This is a genomic window from Streptococcus infantis, assembly GCF_000963255.1.
GTDB lineage: Bacteria > Bacillota > Bacilli > Lactobacillales > Streptococcaceae > Streptococcus > Streptococcus nidrosiense.
Genome location: NZ_JYOV01000002.1, coordinates 59475 through 79093, shown reverse-complemented (window position 1 = coordinate 79093; position 19619 = coordinate 59475). Strand labels below are relative to the sequence as shown.

At 39.5% G+C, this 19619-nt stretch carries 12 protein-coding genes; 2 read left to right on the top strand and 10 right to left on the bottom strand.

All coding sequences use genetic code 11. From position 1 onward, the window contains the following. Positions 1 to 115: 115 nt before the first annotated feature. From TZ96_RS00340 to TZ96_RS00295, 10 genes are all read right to left on the bottom strand, one after another. Positions 116 to 1102: a rhodanese-related sulfurtransferase gene (locus tag TZ96_RS00340; protein ID WP_045762442.1), complete on the bottom strand. Its 987-nt coding sequence runs from the start codon at positions 1100 to 1102 to the stop codon at positions 116 to 118. A gap of 128 nt (positions 1103 to 1230) precedes the next feature. Further along, positions 1231 to 1920: a CPBP family intramembrane glutamic endopeptidase gene (locus TZ96_RS00335; protein ID WP_045762441.1), complete on the bottom strand. Its 690-nt coding sequence runs from the start codon at positions 1918 to 1920 to the stop codon at positions 1231 to 1233. Positions 1921 to 2078: 158 nt separating this feature from the next. Then, positions 2079 to 3566, bottom strand: a complete 1488-nt coding sequence (locus TZ96_RS00330; protein ID WP_045762440.1) for an ABC transporter substrate-binding protein — start codon at positions 3564 to 3566, stop codon at positions 2079 to 2081. A gap of 109 nt (positions 3567 to 3675) precedes the next feature. Beyond that, positions 3676 to 4596: a carbohydrate ABC transporter permease gene (locus TZ96_RS00325; RefSeq protein ID WP_006149055.1), complete on the bottom strand. Its 921-nt coding sequence runs from the start codon at positions 4594 to 4596 to the stop codon at positions 3676 to 3678. Between the two features lie 13 nt (positions 4597 to 4609). Beyond that, positions 4610 to 5539 (bottom strand): ABC transporter permease, encoded by a 930-nt coding sequence (locus TZ96_RS00320; protein WP_001032156.1) that lies wholly within the window; start codon positions 5537 to 5539, stop codon positions 4610 to 4612. A 296-nt stretch (positions 5540 to 5835) separates the two neighbouring features. Next, positions 5836 to 7980 (bottom strand): AAA family ATPase, encoded by a 2145-nt coding sequence (locus TZ96_RS00315; RefSeq protein ID WP_045762439.1) that lies wholly within the window; start codon positions 7978 to 7980, stop codon positions 5836 to 5838. Positions 7981 to 8604: 624 nt separating this feature from the next. Further along, positions 8605 to 10485, bottom strand: coding sequence for a beta-N-acetylhexosaminidase (locus TZ96_RS00310; RefSeq protein WP_045762438.1), 1881 nt, complete (start codon positions 10483 to 10485; stop codon positions 8605 to 8607). Beyond that, complete coding sequence (locus tag TZ96_RS00305) at positions 10479 to 11348, bottom strand: ROK family protein (RefSeq protein ID WP_045762437.1); 870 nt, start codon at positions 11346 to 11348, stop codon at positions 10479 to 10481. Before TZ96_RS00305 ends, TZ96_RS00310 begins: the two co-directional genes overlap by 7 nt. Before the next feature lie 84 nt (positions 11349 to 11432). After that, positions 11433 to 14078 carry an alpha-mannosidase gene (locus TZ96_RS00300; RefSeq protein WP_045762436.1) on the bottom strand — a complete coding sequence of 882 codons (2646 nt, stop codon included), beginning with the start codon at positions 14076 to 14078 and terminating at the stop codon, positions 11433 to 11435. Positions 14079 to 14154: 76 nt separating this feature from the next. Next, positions 14155 to 15435, bottom strand: coding sequence for a glycoside hydrolase family 125 protein (locus TZ96_RS00295; RefSeq protein WP_045762435.1), 1281 nt, complete (start codon positions 15433 to 15435; stop codon positions 14155 to 14157). Between the two features lie 171 nt (positions 15436 to 15606). On the opposite strand from TZ96_RS00295, the gene TZ96_RS00290 reads away from it, so the two are divergent. Continuing rightward, entirely contained in the window at positions 15607 to 17691 is a 2085-nt protein-coding gene (locus TZ96_RS00290; protein WP_045762434.1) for a GH92 family glycosyl hydrolase, read from the top strand. Between the two features lie 414 nt (positions 17692 to 18105). Continuing rightward, positions 18106 to 19554, top strand: coding sequence for an APC family permease (locus TZ96_RS00285; RefSeq protein WP_045762433.1), 1449 nt, complete (start codon positions 18106 to 18108; stop codon positions 19552 to 19554). The last annotated feature ends 65 nt before the right edge of the window (positions 19555 to 19619 follow it).

Below are 19619 nucleotides of genomic sequence, written 5' to 3'. Positions count from 1 at the left end.
CCTTTGAAATCGTTTACATATAGTATACACCATTTTCCTGAAAGATGCAGAAACAAATTTAAGATTTTTTGGTCAAAAGCATAGAAAAAAACAGCCCCTAAGGACTGTCCTACTTTTATACAACTTCAGAATGATCCAAGTTCTCACCAATCGCTGCTAAACGCTCGATGACTTGATCTTGTGTCAATTCATGTTCTAAAACATAGCGATTGCGTGGGTGAACACGGCATTCGTGTGAGCAGCCACGGAGATATTTATCTTCGTTGTCTTCTGATGCCAAGATACGACGGTTACAGAATGGATTTCCACAGTTGACATAACGTTCACATGGTGTTCCATCAAACCAATCTTTTCCGACGATTGTTGGGTTGACATGGTTGACATCGACTGCAATACGCTCGTCAAAGACGTACATTTTCCCATCCCAAAGCTCTCCTTGAACCTCTGGATCTTTCCCATAAGTGGCAATTCCGCCGTGTAATTGACCGACATCTTTGTAGCCTTCACGGACCATCCAACCTGAGAATTTCTCACAACGGACTCCACCAGTACAGTAAACTACGACACGTTTGTCCATGAATTTTTCCTTGTTATCACGGACCCATTGTGGCAACTCGCGGAAGTTGCGGATGTCTGGACGGATAGCACCACGGAAATGGCCAAGATCGTACTCGTAGTCATTACGAGTATCAAGGACAACTGTATCTTCGTCTAGAAGAGCTTCTTTAAATTCCTTTGGAGACAAGTAAGCACCTGTTGTTTCAAGTGGGTCGATGTCGTTGTCAAAGTTATCATCCTCTAAGCCAAGGTGGACAATCTCTTTCTTGTAGCGAACAAACATCTTCTTGAAGGCTTGCTCACTTTCTTCGTCAATCTTGAACCAGAGATCTTCCATACCTGGAAGGCTGTGAACATAGTCCATGTATTTTTGGGTTGTTTCGTAGTCACCAGAAACAGTCCCGTTGATCCCTTCGTCAGCCACTAGGATACGACCTTTGAGGCCGATTGATTTACAGAAAGCCAAGTGGTCAGCCGCAAATTGTTCTGCGTTTTCAATTGGGACATATTTATAGTAAAGTAAAACTCGAATATCTTTTGACATTTGCTTCTCTTTTCTAAGATTAAATTATCAGAATTTTTCATTCAACTATACCAGTATACTCTCCCAAGAAAGCGAATGCAATTTATTTGACTGAAAATTGAAAACAAGACCCAGTTTCAGATCTTGTTTCAGCTAAATATTCGCTGAAAAAAGGTTAGCAAAAACGGCAAGGTAGCTACGATATTATTCATAACATGAACTGCATAGCCAGGATAGATACTCTTGGTATAGCGAGTTAAACCCGCACAAAACACTCCAAATGTCGAAAAAACAAGAATATCTAGGAAATTGGGAAAGCTTGAAAAGTGAGGAAGAGCAAACAAAACCGAAGGAAGAATCAGGTCAAGCCCAAATTTCGAATCTTTAAAAAAGGCATGTTGGAACAAGCCCCTATATATCAACTCTTCCATCAGAGGACCTAGGAAAAATAAGGTCAAGTAGAGACCCAATTCGGCAAAATTTGTCTCACTGTAGCCGATCAACACAGCCCACCCTTCAGAAGTTGATTGTACATGTCTAGCTGTTTGGAAATTAAAAGATATGGAAAGTACAGTTACAAGAATCGTCAAAACTGTATACCACAACCATTTTTTCTTAGGAATGACAAAAAGATAACCATGGTCTGTCTTGATTAAAATCCCTATCATGATGCCAATAAAGACTAGACTAACAAGATTTCGTATCCAGAAAAAATTACCAATCTGAGAAGAAAATTGCCAGTAATTTTGGATCATAAGCGTCAACTGAGAAAGCCCATATACGAAAAATAAGTAGGATAAGATTGTACTAGTTTTGAAAATAAGATGGTATTTTTTCATATGTCTATAACCCATGTTACATGTAAGAGCAAATTTCTGATTTCAAACGCAGATAATTATATGCAAATACTAAAAAAAGAATCACCACCTTATCTAGAAGGCTCTAGACAAGGCAGTGATTGCAATTTTTAGGAATGAATACACGAAATCAATTATTCTTATGATTTTTTGCTTTTCAAGAATTCGTCGTATTGTTTTTGCATTTCATCCAATACTTTTTGGTAAGCACCTTCAGATTTAAGTTTTTCCATCAATTCTGGAATAGCTTTTTCTGGGTCTACAGTACCAGTGTTGATAGCTGTATCGAATTGTTGCATAGTGTTAGTGATAGCTGAAATTTCAGATTTCACATTGTCAGTGTTGAAGATGAATCCAAGCGCTGGAGATTCTTTTGCAGTTTCCAAATCTTTCTTAGATTGTGCAATTTGTTCATCTGTAACGTTTTCGTTGATGTAAAGGATCCAGTTGTTACCAGTGTTCCATCCTGACATGTGAGTGTTTCCTTTGTATCCATCAAGGACTTTAACACGGTTTTCTTTACCTGCAACTTTTTCCCAGTTCTTGCCTTCTGGTCCATAAACAAGTCCGTTCAAGAGTTCTGGGTTAGTGTTCAAGAGGTTCAACACTTCCATTGCTTTTTCTTTGTTCTTAGAGTTGTTTGAGATTACAAAGTTAGCAACTTGAGTTGTTTGGTTTTTCTTGATGAAGTTAGTAAATGGTTTGATTTGGATGTCTCTGTTAGCAACACGAGAAAGCAAGCTGCTACCGTAGTCAGCTGGTCCTACTGTTTCTTCGCGAACAAGCCAAGTATCTTGAGTAAGGTCATATGTAGTTTCGCTTGTTGCTACGTCTTTTGGAATGTATCCTGCTTCATAGTATTTGTGAAGAGTCTTCAAGTGTTCTACGAAACGAGGAACTTCGTAACGGTTTACAATCTTAGTAGTGTCGCCTTCAAGGTCGATGACGAATGGAAGTCCGTTTGCAACTGGGTAGTCAAAGTTTTCTGATGGGATAAAGTTTTTACCAACAGCAAATGGCATTACATCTGGAGCTTTTTCTTTGATTTGTTTCAATACTGGTTCAAGTGTTTCGTATGAAGTTACACCTGAGATATCGATTCCATATTTTTCAAGAAGTGGGCCGTTGAAGGCAAAGTTTTGTGAAGATGCAACGTTAGCTGCTACCGGAACTGCGTAAATTTTACCGTTTACAGTGTTACCTTTGATGTAAGCTGGGTCAAGTGCTTTGTAAAGGTCAGCTCCTTCTTTCTTGTACAATTCTGTCAAGTCAGCATAAGCACCTTTTTGAGCGTTTACGACATAGTTATCTGCAAAGGCGATATCATAGTTTTCACCTGATGAAGTGATAACTGACATTTTCTTGCTGTAGTCACCCCAACCAAGGTATTGGATATCCAATTTAGCGCCAACTTTTTCTCCGATGATTTTGTTTGCATTTTCTAGCAATTCATCCAAGTTATCTGGTTTGTCACCGATTTGGTACATTTTGATAACAGTTGTATCACCTGATGATGATGATTCAGCAGCTTTTTGGTTATTTCCTTTAAGGTTTCCACAAGCAGCAAGGCTAGCAGCTAAAGCGACAAGGCTAGCAGATGCAAAAGCATATTTTTTCCAGTTTTTCATTATAAAAACTCCTTTTTTTATTTTTAAAGTTATTAACAAAATTAAATTGTTGATTTTCCTTTGTCAGAAAAATCAGAGTTAGAGAAGAAACATTGTTTCTTAGACTTCCTTACTCTTTAACACCACCGATAGTCAAACCTTTTACAAAGTAGCGTTGGAAGAATGGGTAAAGGATTGCAATCGGAACAGTCGCAACAACGACCATGGCCATACGACCTGTTTCTTTTGGTAGGGCAACCGCAAGTTGTCCTGACATACCAACTGACTTAGCAATGTAATCCATGTTGTTTTGAATTTGCATGAGCAAATATTGCAATGGATACAAGTTGTCACTCTTGATGTAAAGAAGGGCGTTAAACCAGTCATTCCAGAATCCAAGCGCTGTCAATAGTGTAATCGTTGCGATACCTGGTAGTGACAGTGGCAAACAGATTTGGAAGAAGATACGAGCTTCACTAGCTCCATCGATACGAGCTGATTCGAGGATTGCTTCTGGGATGGTTTTCTTGAAGAAGGAACGCATCAACATGATGTTGAATGGTGATAGAAGCATTGGAACAATCAAGGCCCAAATAGTATCACCAAGGTGAAGCAATTGAGTCACTACGATATAGCCTGGTACCAAACCAGCGTTGAACAACATACTAAGAAGAGCAAAGATTGTAAAGAATTTACGATACTTAAATGTTGAACGTGAGATGGCATAGGCGTAAGTTGTCGTGATAAAGACGTTTGTCAATGTACCGACAACTGTCACAAATACTGAGATAAAGAGCGCTTGTAAAATCTTATCTTTGAACTGAGCCAAGAACTCAAAACCATCTAATCCAAACTGTGATGGGAAGAAGCTATATCCATATTGAACAATACTCTTCTCATCTGTAACTGAGATAATGATGACAAAGATAAAAGGCAAGATACAAGAGAAGGCCAGCAAACCAGAAATGATACTAAAGAAGATATCTGCTTTCTTGCTGAAGGAGTGTATGCCAACATTATCAATTTTTTCTTTTTGAATTTTTTTTGCCATATGCTCCTCCTTTCTAGAATAGTGCTGAGTTAGGATCAACACGTCTTGCAAGTAAGTTTGATAGGATAACCAGAATCAAACCGACGACTGACTGATAGAGACCGGCTGCTGAAGCCATACCGATGTCTGCTGTCTGTGTCAAACCATTAAAGACATAGACGTCCAATACGTTTGTTACGCTATAGAGCTGACCAGCGTTGTGAGGGATTTGATAGAAGAGACCGAAGTCTGCACGGAAGATGTTTCCGACTGCAAGGATGGTCAATACTGTCACAAGTGGTGTCAACTGAGGGATGGTTACGTTGCGAATACGTTGCCATTTGCTAGCACCGTCCACTGTCGCTGCTTCGTAGTAAGTTGGGTCAATACCCATGATTGTAGCGTAGTACATCACACTACTGTATCCGAAGCCTTTCCAGATACCTAGGAAAAGGAGGAGGTAAGGCCAGATACTGATGTCTGCGTAGAAGTTAATACCCTTCATCCCGAGAGCTTCTAAGGTGTGATTGATAAGCCCTTTATCGATATTTAGGAAAGCATCTGTAAAGAAACTGATGATAACCCAAGATAGGAAGTACGGGAATAACATAGAAGTTTGGTAGATTTTAACCATTTGCTTAGAGCGAAGTTCACTAAGGATAATGGCAATCCCAACCGATACGATCAAACCAATAAAGATGAATCCAAGGTTGTAAAGGACAGTGTTTCGAGTGATGACAAAGGCATCTTTTGAACTAAATAAGAATCTGAAGTTATCTAGTCCAACCCATTTACTATTTATAATACTGTGGACGAATCCTTCACCAGTCATATGGTAGTCTTTGAAGGCAACCACATTTCCAAATACTGGGATGTAGAAGAATAAGATCAACCAAAGTGTCCCTGGTAAAACCATTAAGAGAAATATCCAATTATCTCTCAAAGTTTTTGAAAACTTGTTCATAATTTCCTCCCTTTTTATTTTTCTAAAACTTGATAATCTCACAATTTTTAGACTTGATAACGTTTACAAAAACAGTATACTCTTATTTTAAGGATAGTTTAAACTACAAATTATAGAAAAAACTCCACAAATTATTTTATGTGGAGAACTTTTTTATAATAAGAAGTGTGTTTCACGAGAAACACTCTGTTTCTAATTGTGAGAATCCATTTAAAATCACAACCACCCGTCTAACGGGTGGTTTCCACCAGGGCTATAAGCCCAAAGTACCAAAAGCTAGCAAAAAGCACTATTTTCTATCTATCTAATCGTCTCATTGACTCAAAATGAATTTTATCTACTTGCTGAATGAATTTCATAATGAATTTTGAATTATTTAATATTTCGTCACTTTTAATTGGACGATGTGATAACACATTAATAAACGAAAGGAAACTACCCAGCTCTTGTTTTCGGTTATTCCCCATGTGTTGCCCCGTCGCCTTTTCAAAAATATCTTCAATCTCTTTTTGATTTGTCTTTTGCGGGAGCAAATTAGGCTTCTTGAAATTTAGAAACTCTTCAAACACTCTTCTCATACTATTTGCAGCATGATAAATATCACAGTCATTTAAACTGTTCAAATCTTTCAATGAGAGTTCGTATAGTTCGATAAACAATTTTTTATAAGGTGATACATTTGTAGCACACTCTCGAACTGCACTTTGAAATTGTTGTGTAGGTTCCTTATAGATTTCAAAAAGCTTTGCATCTGTATTATTTTTAAAATGATATGACATATTACAAAAATCATCCCAGGAATGTGTCAAGACAAAGATTTGGATTTTTTTCTCACTTAACAATTTCTTTATGATTTCTAAAACATAAAATTTATTAGCATCATCTAAACTAGAAATCGGGTCATCAACAACTATTAATTCAATTTCTTTTTTTAATTTAGTCTGTTTGTTGTCATTATACAGTTCAAAATAGAAATACAACAATGATAGTAAATTTTTCTCTCCCTCACTTATATCATCTACAGTTAACTTACATTCTTCTATTGTGTGTTGTAAGTAATAATTTTTATCCTCTAAAATTAACTTTATTTGAATTCCTAAATTCTTTAACACATAATTTAAAAATTCCATGAAATCTGTATACTTTGATTGTTTTTCTTTTAATTTATTAATTTCACTATCTATTTGTTCATTTCTTTTTTCAATTTCTAATAACTCTCTTTTCTCTCTGATTAATTCTATAAGTTTTAACATAAAGTTATTCTTGACTAAAGACAAACAGATTTTCCCTTTTGTTAAGATCTCAATATTATTAATAGTGTCGTCAAGTTCTTTAATTTTATCTCTGTATCCCTTTCTAATTTTATCAGCAACACTATCCACTTTTAATTCAAACTTTGAAATTGAATCTGTAAAACTATACGTTGTGCTCATATCTTGAATCTTCGACTCAATAGTTGATGCAAGTTCAGCTAATCTAGATACGTTGTCACTATTAATAATTTCTTCAATAATTCCAGATTCAATATTAATCAAATTTAACTGACTTTTCAGCTTGTTTTCATCTTTAAGAAGAGACAAATTGTATTTAAGTACTCCTTTTATTTTTTCCAGTCGTTCAATATCTTTTTGTTTTTCATTTTCTTTATATTCTTTTACTCTTTGTTTTACATCATCAAGGGTGAAAGAATTCTGGCAAAATAAACAATAATGTTCTGCATCTTTATGGAGTTCTATACCTTGTTCTAACCAATGTAGCAATTCTAATGTGGGGATTTCCTTAATATCCTCATAGGATTTTTCTAGAACATCTTTCAAAAACTTTTTATCTTCGTTAGTAAATTTTGTAATTTTTAATTGTGGAAATGAGCTTGATAATATATTTTGTTTAATTTTCTCAAAACTTTCACTATCAGGTTCAAATGATGCTATAAACTCATCCGATGAGTTGATTTCACGTGCTCTTTTTAAATCTTCTATATAGAGATTAAAAACTTCTATAGGACCTAGTGTGGCTTTTCTTTTATTAATTTTAGCTTTTCCTTTGTTTGAATCATGTATAGTGTCAATTTCAATCCTCAGATTATTTTTTTTATCACTAATGGAACTTTTTAAAGTTTTTACATCTACTTTTTGGGTTTCTAAATCTTTTATCGTTTTAGCTATACTTGCGTCGTTCTTACTAAAAGTTACCCTCACCCCTTTTATAATCGAAACAGTATCATTTAATAGTAATGTATCTTTTACATAATCTTTATTGAAGAGTCGATACGAAGTTTCACTTTTAACACTGGCTTTAAAAGTATCAATGATACCCAATGCCAAAGAACTCTTCCCTCTACCATTATATCCAAATAAAATATTCTTCTTCTTAAAAAAATTAGGGGGAGTAGTATAGTCTTTAAAAGATTTTCGCGATAAATTTGTAATTTGTTCAATCATATTAAAATACCATCTAAATAGTTTTGTATTAATTGTTTAATTTCTTTTCTATGTTCTTCCGTCAGTTCGTATTATCTCAATAAACTAACAATCTCCTCAAGGCCATCATATTGTCCTTTTAGAATCTCAAAAGAAGTATTTAAGATTTCAGCTAATTTTTCTACTGTTTCATCTTTTGGATTCCTTCCTCCACTTTCTCACCTAGCATACTGGACTTTTGCTCCACCTAACTTTTCAACAACTTCTGATTGAGTAATTCCTGCATCTAGTCGGACTTTTTAAAATTGTCTTTTAACATTTTAAAATTGTTTTCACTTTTTCATTGACTGATAATCGAAAAGGTTACTTTGTATTTATATAACCAAAATGGTAATGCAAAATCCATAAAAAACGAAATATGGCTAAATTGAGGATATTATGAAATCTACATAATACGCAACAAAAGATAACAACACTCATTCTTTTTTATTCGCCTAGTTTAGGAGCATCTGTTCTAATAAATGATAATCTATTTAATTACATACGAGACGAATAAATTGATCTTCGAGCTCTTAATCTCCTGTCAAGTTCTCTAGACAAGCATTTTAGTTAGTTTATAAACTAAGTAGTAGGGTATTCTTGCCTTTAAGTCGTATAAATGGTCGAAGCTGTCGCAATAGTATGCCATTGATTAGCTGTCGTTGCTGCGAAGTCCTTGTCTGCGTATAAGTCAGTAAATGGCAGAATCTCTACTTCTAGTTCTTCGATGCGGTCAATTTGACCAGCAAGATAAGCCTCGATACGGCTCTCTGCGCGCTTGATTCGTTGCAAGAGTCCACCCATACGGATGTCTACTGTATCCAAACCAAAGACCTTATTTTCTTTCAACCATTGTTGACTAAAAAGCTTGTGGAAGTTTTCAATCTCACTTCTCAGTTTTGGTAATTCTTCTCTTGCGATTTGTTGCAAGCTTTCTTTATCATCTGCTTGATAGGCTTGACGAATGCGGCGGCCTACATCCACCTTGCTACTTAAAATGGCATTCAACTGTGCCTGAGTTTCAAAGAGATAAGCGTAAGCACCAGCTTTTTCTTTAATGTCAGCAAGAATCTCAGCTGCCTGGGCAAAGTGAGGTTTGTCCTGTTCAGGTGTCATGTGCTTGTCAAGGATTGGGCAGAGAACATCCTGATAAAAGACATAACGGTTAGGATTGATACCACTGAGATTGTCTGGTAGATCAGGCAAGAGGTTGGCAAGATCCAGCTGCATAAAGTCCTCAACAGATAAACCTGTATTGGTCTTGAAGTGATCTGACAAACGCTCTAAATCATTGCGATAGCTGAGTTCTGCCCAGATTTGTAGACTTGGCAGAATAGAGAACTGAGCTGTTTCACCACCATTATCTCCCCAACCAGTCACAATGACTTCTTTAATCTGATTGGCACGGCAGGCTTTATTTGCTTCAACAGCGATGAGACGACTGAAATGGTTGTGTGGTGTGAAACCAATCCACTTCCAAGCACCGCCTGCAAAGGCAATATCCTGGCTAATCTTGTGGTGGTTACCGAAGTTACGATTGTATTTTTCTTCGCTATCCTGATAATAATCCCAGTAAACCAAGGTCACACGGTCTTTGAGACGGTCAAGGTAAACACGAGTTTCTTCTGGAATTTCCACATCACGGTCATACTGGCCGTCTGCTGACATGAGTTTGAAGAACATATCGCTCCACATCTGGCAGTGGAAACCATACTTGTCTGCAATATCCAGCACGCGCTCCAAGTGTTGGCACATGAGGAGGCTACGATCAACCACACCGTTCAGGATAAGATAACGCCCCAAACCAACTAGGTGAGCTTCATCCATTCCGATATTAACCTTGCGAGTTTGCAGTTTAGATAACGTCGCAAACATACCATCAATCAGGTCGTAGACTTTTTCTTCACCGATGAGAAGAATGTCTTCTACATCGCGGAGTTCTTGCACTTCTTTGACTCCCCACTTGACAAAGGCTGATAAGTGGGCCAGGGTTTGGATACATGGGACAAAGGTCATGTCAAACTGTTGGGCGTAGGCTTCGATTTCCTGTAATTCCTCAGCTGAATAAGCCCCACGGAAATAACCAAAGTAAGGTTGTCCTTCAATTTGATAAGTGTCTTCCATGTAGAGCTCAAAAGTTGAGTAACCCATGAGAGCCAAGACTTCAATCATCTGCTTGGCAGATGCGACATTGAGCACGGCATTGCGCGAACAGTCCGCCATATAGGCTAAATCTTCATAGGCCGCCTGCTCTTCAATCTCTACCTTGTCCCCTTCTGCTAAAGCTGTTGCTAGCACAGATAAAGCACGGTAGAGTTGATGAGGTTTACGGTAGGTCAGTTGATACTGCCCCTTCTCACCCTTGATAGAGATAGAAGCTTGGTCAGACTGAGCGACTGCCACCTCTACATCTGATAGAGAAATGTGACTTTTTAATACTTCGATAGCTTGCGCTTGTTTGGAACTAAGTCCTGTAAAAATTACCATTGGTTTTCCTCCTGTAACCAGTTGACAAGGGCACCGTAGAGATTGGCATCTGCGTGATAGGTGCAGGCTTGAATAACTGGAGCAATTGTATATTCTTCATATCTTCCCACAAAGGTGTCTACTGCTTTTTGCACCCCTTTGATAAAATCTGGGTTCTGACTGATAGAGCCACCTAGGCTAATGACATCTGGGTCGATTAGGTACTGGATATTGAGCAGGCCTTGAGCTAGGTTACGGTTCATGCGTTCAATGGCTTCTTGGCAGAGGGCGTTTCCTGCTGCAGCCTCTTGGTAAATCTTACGGCCATCCCAGTCAGACTGACCTGATTTTTCAATCACATAACGCACCATGTTTCCTGTGGAAGCGAGTTGCGACCAGTTGTTGAGTTTTTCTGCTGGTTCGATGGTTGTCATGTAGCCAAACTCACCGCCCAAACCATGGCGACCACGGTGAAGCTTGCCATTGATAATCATGGCTCCACCGATTCCTGTACCAATCACGACACAGGCTGCATTTTCAATCTCAGGATGAGCTAGCAATTCACTGAGTCCAACACAGTTGGCATCATTTTCTAGATGGACAGGTAGCTTGTGATGAGAAAGGGCCTCATACCATGAAAAACCATGGATGTATGGAATAGCACTGATTCCCTCAATCACCCCTGTTTCTTGATTAACTGCACCTGGTACACTCATAGCGATCCCACGATAGTCCTGTTCTGATAACTGTTGATCCAACCAAGCTAGCAAATCTTCTAAAGTTTCTGGAGTTGGAGTGCTGGTCTTATCTAAAATCTTTCCATCAGGAGTTAGACTGGCAAACTTGATCCCAGTCCCTCCAATATCAATTGTTGCAAGTGTCATTTCTTTCACCTGTAAAAAGGAGCGAATTAGCAGTTGGTTCTTACTTTTTCGCTCCTCCTTTCTGTTTATGTTTTCTTTTTGAAATTAAATTTCTTCTTTTTTAATCAATTCTGTACGAATTTCCTGTGGTGCCAATAGTCCTGAGTGAACTGGATATGGGCGTTCTAACAAATCAAGAATAGTTTGTTGTTTTTCAGACACGCGAACATTTTCTTGACTCATATTGTAGTAACGAAGAACGTATCCTTCTTCATTTTCAGCAACTTTAAAGGCTGTTGGGCAGACTTGTGGCAAGTTCAGTGCTGCATGGTTGAAGAGACTACCTGTTGCAGCAACGCTACCTTCTTGTTTTGCAACTTGAAGAGCTGTAAATGGCACCTGGAAGGCTTTTGCACGACGGAAGGCCGAGAAGCGTTCCCCTGCTTGATGGCATTCTACTGCAAACTCAACTTCGATATCGCGCAAGCACTGGGCTTCTGGTGTTGGGAAGTAGCCCCAGTCACCTAGCTCACCTGAAGCACGGAGAAGGGTTACAGCCATGGTATCGTCCTCAAGGATTTCGTATTCGTGCAATCCTTTATTGGCTACAGTCACCCCTTTTACATCATCATACAAGCTGACAAAGGCTTGTTGGTGTTGTGGATTTTCAGGATTTTCCCAAGAAGCTGCTGGTTTATTTGGTCTTGTTACAACTTCATAGATGCTTTCAGAATCGTTACTTGGGCGTGTGTTATGAGTTTTGACCAAGAGGCGGATGCGGTGGTCTTTAGCAGTGTTGGTAAAGCGAGTCTTGAAGCGAATCTGTGGATTGTCCACAAAGACAGTCATTTCTGTTTCAAGAGGAATGGTTATCAACTCTTCTGAACGACCTGCATCTCGTTTCATGAACTCGATGATACCTCTTTGCTCTGCATCCAATTTGTCATCTGCGCTAACTGGAATAGTCAAGTCATGTTTGAGCAAAACCTTAGCATAGCGAGCATTGTTTTCTAAGACTTCATAGCCTTTCAGTTGAGCGTAGATTGGCTCTGTTCCTTTTGGTTGGAAGTAAATGTACTCGTTACCGATATCACCACGGTCCTCAAATTGGATGAAATCTTCGTAGGCTTCATTCGTAGTCTTGTCGTAGACTGTAATTCCTTGGTCTACACTCACAGTTACGAATGGTGTATCAATGACTCCATTTTGGTAAATACCATCACGGTGATTTACTTGACCTTCAACCAATTGGAAGCTTGCCCAAGAAAGAGGAGCAAGGTGAACTGGGATTGTCACGCGCACTTGACGTGCAATATATGGCTGACGGAATTTATCCTTTGGCAAAGTATAGCCAAAACTTGCTCCCAAGTCTTCAATCTTGGCTTCAATGACATGACCATCCAAATCTTCAACGTGATAATCTGGCAAGGTCACAGCTGCCATCTTCTTGTAGCCTTCAGTCGGATGCAATTCTTTGAAATCACAAGTGACAACATCCACTACAACACTGACCGTATCAACCTTGTCATGTAAAGCTGTGTTGACAACGGTAAAGAGGTGATCACTTTGCGCTTCCTGAGTTGCTATTTTATGTTTCCACTCATTGAGAAGGTTAGTCTTGACAAAGTTTCCAACCTGATTGACCTTGGCAAAACGAGTTTCCATTTCTCGGTGGACCTCGTCAATACTGCATCCACAGATGCTATCGTGTGGCGCATTTTGCAAGAGCACTTTCCATGCATAGGTTAATTGGTCCTTATGGTTATGACCACCAGTGAGAATAGTCAATGGTTCCACAACCTGCTCTAACAAGTTGCTATTTTCTTGAAAGGCTTGTTTGAGGTAAATACGTGAAGAAGAGGTGTTAGCAAGAGTATACCAACCATCCGTTTCCTGACTTGTCAACTCACCTGTGACCGTTGATAGGTGTTCAGGAAGTGCACTTTCCACTGCTTGGACATATTCATCAAAAGAACTGTGAATAAAGGTCACATCAGGGAAAAGTTCGTTGGCTACACGAATTGCTTCACTAATATTTCTCTGTACAGGCTGGTGGTCACAACCGTTCATCATCAACCATTGATTGGTCGAAGCGTAGTCACGCACATCTGCCAATTTTTGCTTCCAGAAGGTCAAGGCTTCGTCTTTATCCACTGGAATTTCGTTCCCATTACTATACCAGTTAGCAAAGAGAATACCAAGCACACGGCTACCATCAGCACCCTGCCAGTACATCTCAGAAAATTGAGAGGTGAATTGCTCATCTTCGAGCACTTGGTTGTCAAATCCGATTGGTTTAACACCGCGACCAAAGGCTGCTACGTGAATGCCTGATTTTTGAAGAATTTGAGGAGCTTGCCCCATATTTCCAAAGGTATCTGGGAAGTAACCAATCTGCGTAGATTTGCCCCATTTAGCACATTCAGCTTGTCCAATCAAGGTATTGCGGACGTTAGCTTCGCTGGAGATCAAATAATCATCCTGCAAGATATAGAAAGGACCAATCTTGAGCTTGCCTTCGTCGATATAGCGCTGAACCTTGTCACGGTTTTCAGGGCGAATTTCTAAATAGTCATCAAGGACAATGGTTTGTCCATCCAAATGGAAACTCTTGAACTCAGGGTCATTTTCAAAAAGATCAAAAAGATTGTCAAAAAGTTCCACCAACTGCATACGGTGACTTTCAAACGGTAAATACCACTCACGATCCCAGTGGCTGTGAGAGATGATATGTACAACAACATTTTCCATGAGTAAAACCTCATTCTAACTTAAATTTAAAAATATATTTGTGATTCTTTAGAAGAATCTGTCGAGCAAAAGCTCATTAGCGAATATCCAAGTAATCCAAGACTAATTCGCAGAACATCATGTTGGCCCATGAGAACCATTCGCGTGAGTAGAGTGTCGGGTCGTCTACGTGGAAGCTTTCGTGCATCACACCTGTTCCACCATCACAGGCAACCAACTGATCTAGCAAGAATTTCTTCTCTGCCTTATCCGTCGTTGTCAATCCTTGGATAGATAGAGCAATCGGCCAGATATAACGGTAGAAGGTATGTGAACTTCCGAGTCCACTTGCGTACTCTCCTTGGTAGAAATATGGATTTTCAGGGCTCAGGATAGTGCGACGAGTTGCTTGATACACTTCATCGTTAACATCACAGTAACCCAGATACGGAGCCGCCAATAAGCTTGGCACGTTTGGATCATCCATGATACTAGCATTTCCTAAACCGTCTACCTCAAAGGCATAGATTTTCTCGCCCTTACTGTTTGTAGTGTAGGCGTAGTTCTCAATTCCTTCTTGAATCTCAGCTTGGAGTCGTTTGGCATCAGCAATGATGCTCTTGCTATCAGCTAGATTCAATTCTGCAAAGATTTCTTGGACATAACCTAAGACAACCACTGCAAACATATTTGATGGAATCAAGTAGCTGTACTGACAGCAGTCATCACTTGGACGGAAGGCTGACCAGGTCATCCCTGTCACGGCAAAGTCAGGACCAAAGCCGTCATTTACCAAGGTATCTTCCTTACGATCGGTATCACGGACGAAGCGATAAGGCGAGTTCTTATGATCTTGTTCCACCGTCCAGAGATGAAGGATTTCCTTAGTCGCTGTAACAAAGGTTTCATCAAATTGACTAGTTTCTCCTGTTTCTTTCCAGAGAAGATAAGCCAACTGCAAGGGGTAGCAAAGCGAATCCACTTCATACTTGCGCTCCCAAATCCAGCCATTGAGGTCTGTATGGTCTGTCTCGTGGTGCCCCTTCCAGTTCTCTTCAATGTTGAAGGAGTTGGCATAGGGATCTTTGAGAATCAAAGTCATCTGACGTTTGACCAAACCTGCAATGGTTTGACGCAAACGAGGGTCTCTTTTAGTCACATGGAGGTAAGGTCTCAGCTGAGCAGTTGAGTCACGAAGCCACATAGCTGGGATATCTCCCGTCAGTACAAAGGTCGAACCATCTTCTAAAATCTCAACTGTATTGTCTAAAGTGTCTGTGTAGCAACGTTCAAAGACATCAACCCACTCAGGATGCTCCTTGGCACGCTCTGCTACCTCATCTAGCCACTCTCTGACAATTTCTTTTGAATAAACCATAAACTATTTTGCCTCTTTCAAACAGATTTTCATTTTCAGTATATAGCTTTTAGTCCAGAAAATATATACACAAATGTTAGTCATTATTCTACAAAATTGTTATATTTTGAAGTCGCTTTCTAAAAGTCTCCTTTTTCTGATATAATGTAGAAAACTACTGAAGGGATTACTATGAAACCTATACTTGAATCCATTGATACGCGTTTTGGAACAGCCAGTAAACATGCATTTTCACGAGGAAACACCCTACCCTACACAGGTGTTCCTTTTGGCATGAATTATTTTGTCCTCCAAACTAGTGACCAGGAAGGATCTTGGTTCTTTGATTCCCATCTTCCTATCTTTCAGGGTATTCGACTAACCCACCAACCTAGCCCTTGGATTGGCGACTACTCTTGGCTCTTGCTGACACCAATTACAGGAGAAATCAGCGGCGATACTCTCTTTCATCGTCAATCTTCTTATAATCTTGAACGTGCTATTTTTAATCCTCATTTTTTAAAGATTTTTTCTGAGCGTTATCAGATTGAAACGCAGCTAAGTCCTACTTGCTATGGAGCTTCTATTCAACTAAGACAGATACAAGGAAAAGCCCTCTCCCTCTATCTTCACGCAGCAGATGAACTGACAGTTGAACAAGTCGATAAGCGAACTATGACCCTGAGACAAGAAGGTGAAACCGAAACCAATAAAAGTCCTCTCGTCATGTATGCTGCACTCGCATTTTCTGTAGAAATCCTTTCTATTACGCAAGAGGGACAGGACTGGCGAATTGACTTAGACGAATCGGATGCTCAAGTTCAACTAGCAACTTCCTTTATTTCCAAAGAACAGGCCCTCTTTAATCTCCCTGAACAGGATTTTGAAGAAACAAAAGCAGTTGCCAAAGCAAGTTGGGAAGATCTTCTAGGACGATTTGATGTCGTGGAAACTGGTCCAGTAAACCGAACATTTTTTGACCACTGCCTCTACAGGCTTTTCCTCTTCCCGCAAACATTTTATGAGGTAACTGAGCAGGGTGAAAGCATCCATATGGACCTCGCTTCAGGAACAGTTAAACCAGGTCTTCTCTTTACCAACAATGGTTTTTGGGATACCTTCCGCACGTCATTCCCACTCTTTGCCTTGATTATTCCAGAGCACTATCGTCAGTTTCTCGAAGGCTTCCTCAATAGCTACCGTAACACCGGATACCTCCCTAAGTGGCTTGCCCCTGATGAAAGAGGCATGATGCCTGGCACCTTGATTGATGGTCTTATTGCCGATAGTGCTTGTAAAGGCATGGCACCTGATCTTGAAGAAGAATTTCTTAAAGCCATGATTGAAACTGCAACCAATGCAGATCCAAAAGCTATCAACGGACGACACGGCCTGGAACAATACCAAAAGCTAGGATATCTATCCACAGACCACCACGAAAGTGTCAGTCACACACTAGACTATGCTTACAGTGATTTTTGTATCTCTACTTGCGCAGCAAAATTAGATCAAGCAGAGCTAGCTCAGACCTATACTCAATATTCTAAGAACTATCAAAACCTATTTGACCCTGAGACAGGTTATATGAGGGCGCGTGATGTAGATGGTAACTTCCGTCCTGACTTTTCTCCTTACAGTTGGGGCCGTGATTATGCTGAGTGTTCAGCCATCCAAGCCAGTCTCGGTGTCTTACACGATATTTCTGGACTTAGTCAACTAATGGGTGGGAAAGAAGCCTTTAGCAATTATCTCTTAAAAGCTTGTCAAAGTCTCCCACTCTTTGAAACGACGGGTTATGGATATGAAATTCACGAGATGAGCGAAATGGCAACAGCACCTTTTGGTCAACTAGCCATTTCAAACCAACCAAGCTTCCACATCCCTTATCTGTTCCGCTACAGTAATTATCCCCAATATACCAGTCTCTTAATCAAGACTCTCCGTCAAAAAGCCTTTCGAGCTGGCTGGGATGCTTATCCAGGAGATGAGGATAACGGCAGTTTATCGGCTTGGTATGTCTGGTCCACTCTTGGGCTTTATCCAACCTGCCCAGGAAAAGCAAGCTATGATCTTGGAATTCCGCTCTTTGATCACCTTCGTGTCTATCTTGCAGAAAAAGACCAGTGGTTGGATGTTCGTACTCAGCAAAATCATGAACACTTCCACTTTGTACAAGACTGTCATCTTGACGGAAAAGAAGTTCAGAGTATTGGTCACCAGGATTTGCTAAACGCCCAATCTCTCGACTTTACCCTCAGCTGGTTACCAAATCACTAATAGTTCAAATCCCTTTGTCATGTACAGGGGGATTTTCTGATTAATAGTAAATCTTCCACAAAGTTATCCACAGGTTGTGCATAACTTTCAAATCAATTTCATAGACTTCCAAACGATTTCTCTCAACCATTTTTTTGACATCCTAAACTAAAACACCCTCAATATCCTGTCCTATCAGTCTTTATAACTGACTAGCTTAGTACCCAACTCATACATTCTATCTCTTTTTTCTAAACTAACATTTGGAAAACAATTGTTTATTTCACAAAGTTATCCACAGATTGTGTATAACTTTTACTCAAGTACAAACTCCATCTGATAAATCCCCCCTACATTTTTTATAGGAAATTTCGAATTTTGTTAGGCGCTTTCAAAAAAACATGATATACTGAAACTAATAGAAAAGGAGACATTATGAAAAAAGATCAACACCAACTTAATTGGCTGATGGTTTCTCTGATTGCCTTCAACATGGTTTGGGGGCTAGGAAACGTCGTCAACAACTATTCTCAACAGGGAATTTCAGTCGTCGTATCTTGGATTTTAATCCTCGCACTCTACTTCATCCCTTATTCCCTCATCGTTGGACAACTAGGTTCTACCTTTAAGGAAAGTGGAAGTGGTGTTAGTGACTGGGTTGAAAAAACATCAACCAAACGTTTAGCCTACTTTGCTGCTTGGACCTACTGGGTTGTGCACATCCCTTATCTCGCACAAAAACCTCAAGGAATTCTAATTCCGCTTGGTTGGGCCTTGCAAGGTAACGGACAATTCCTTAAACAAATCGACATCCACTGGATCGTTATTCTCTGCTTGCTAATCTTTGGACTTTTCCTCTACCTTTCTACAAAGGGATTGGCAACTCTAAAAGTCATTGGTAGCTTGGCAGGAAGTGCTATGTTGATTATGTCTTTACTCTTTGTGCTTTTGGCTGTCGGTCTGCCTTTCATTAAACCAGACATCCAATTTGCGACACCGCACATGGATCAACTGAGCACCTACATTCCAAACTTTGATTTTTCTTATTTTACAACGATTTCACTACTAGTCTTTGCAGTTGGTGGTTGTGAAAAAATTTCCCCTTATGTTAATCAAACCCGCAACCCTGCAAAAGAATTTCCAAAAGGTATGATTGTCATGGCCATCATGGTGGGGCTCTCTGCTATCCTCGGATCAGTTGCCATGGGAATGCTATTTGATGGCAATAACATCCCTGAAGACCTCATGCGTAATGGTGCTTATCAAGCCTTCCAAATGTTAGGAAATTCTTGGGGAGTTGGAAACCTCTTTGTCGTGATCTACGCTCTTACAAACATGGTCGGACAAATCGCTGCACTTGCCTTCTCTATTGACGCACCATTGCAAATCCTTCTCAATAACGCTGATGAAAACTACATCCCAAGCTGGCTTCGCAAACGTACTGAAAAAGGTGTCCTCATTAACGGCTACCTTCTTACAGGTGTCCTCGTTAGCCTTATCATCATCCTTCCAATTTTTGGTATTCAAGAAATTGACGGACTTGTAAAATGGATGACCAACCTCAATTCTATCGTAATGCCAATGCGTTACCTCTGGGTATTCCTTGCCTACATGATGCTCAACCGTGCTTGGAAAACATACAAAAATGCCGAATACAAGTTTGTGAACAATCCTAAGTTTGGCTTTATTATCGGTACTTGGTGCTTCCTCTTTACTGCCTTTGCTTGTATCCTTGGTATGGTTCCAAAAATTAACTACGCTGAGAATCCAACTGCTTGGCAATTCTCTCTTCTTACAAACATCTTGACTCCAATTATTCTTATTGGATTAGGTGTGATTCTACCAGTACTTGCCAAAAAAGAACAAAAGAAACAAATCAAATAAATTCTACTACTAGCTAGATAAAATCGCTTTTATCTCTGCTTGCAAGAATTTTATCAGCAAAAATC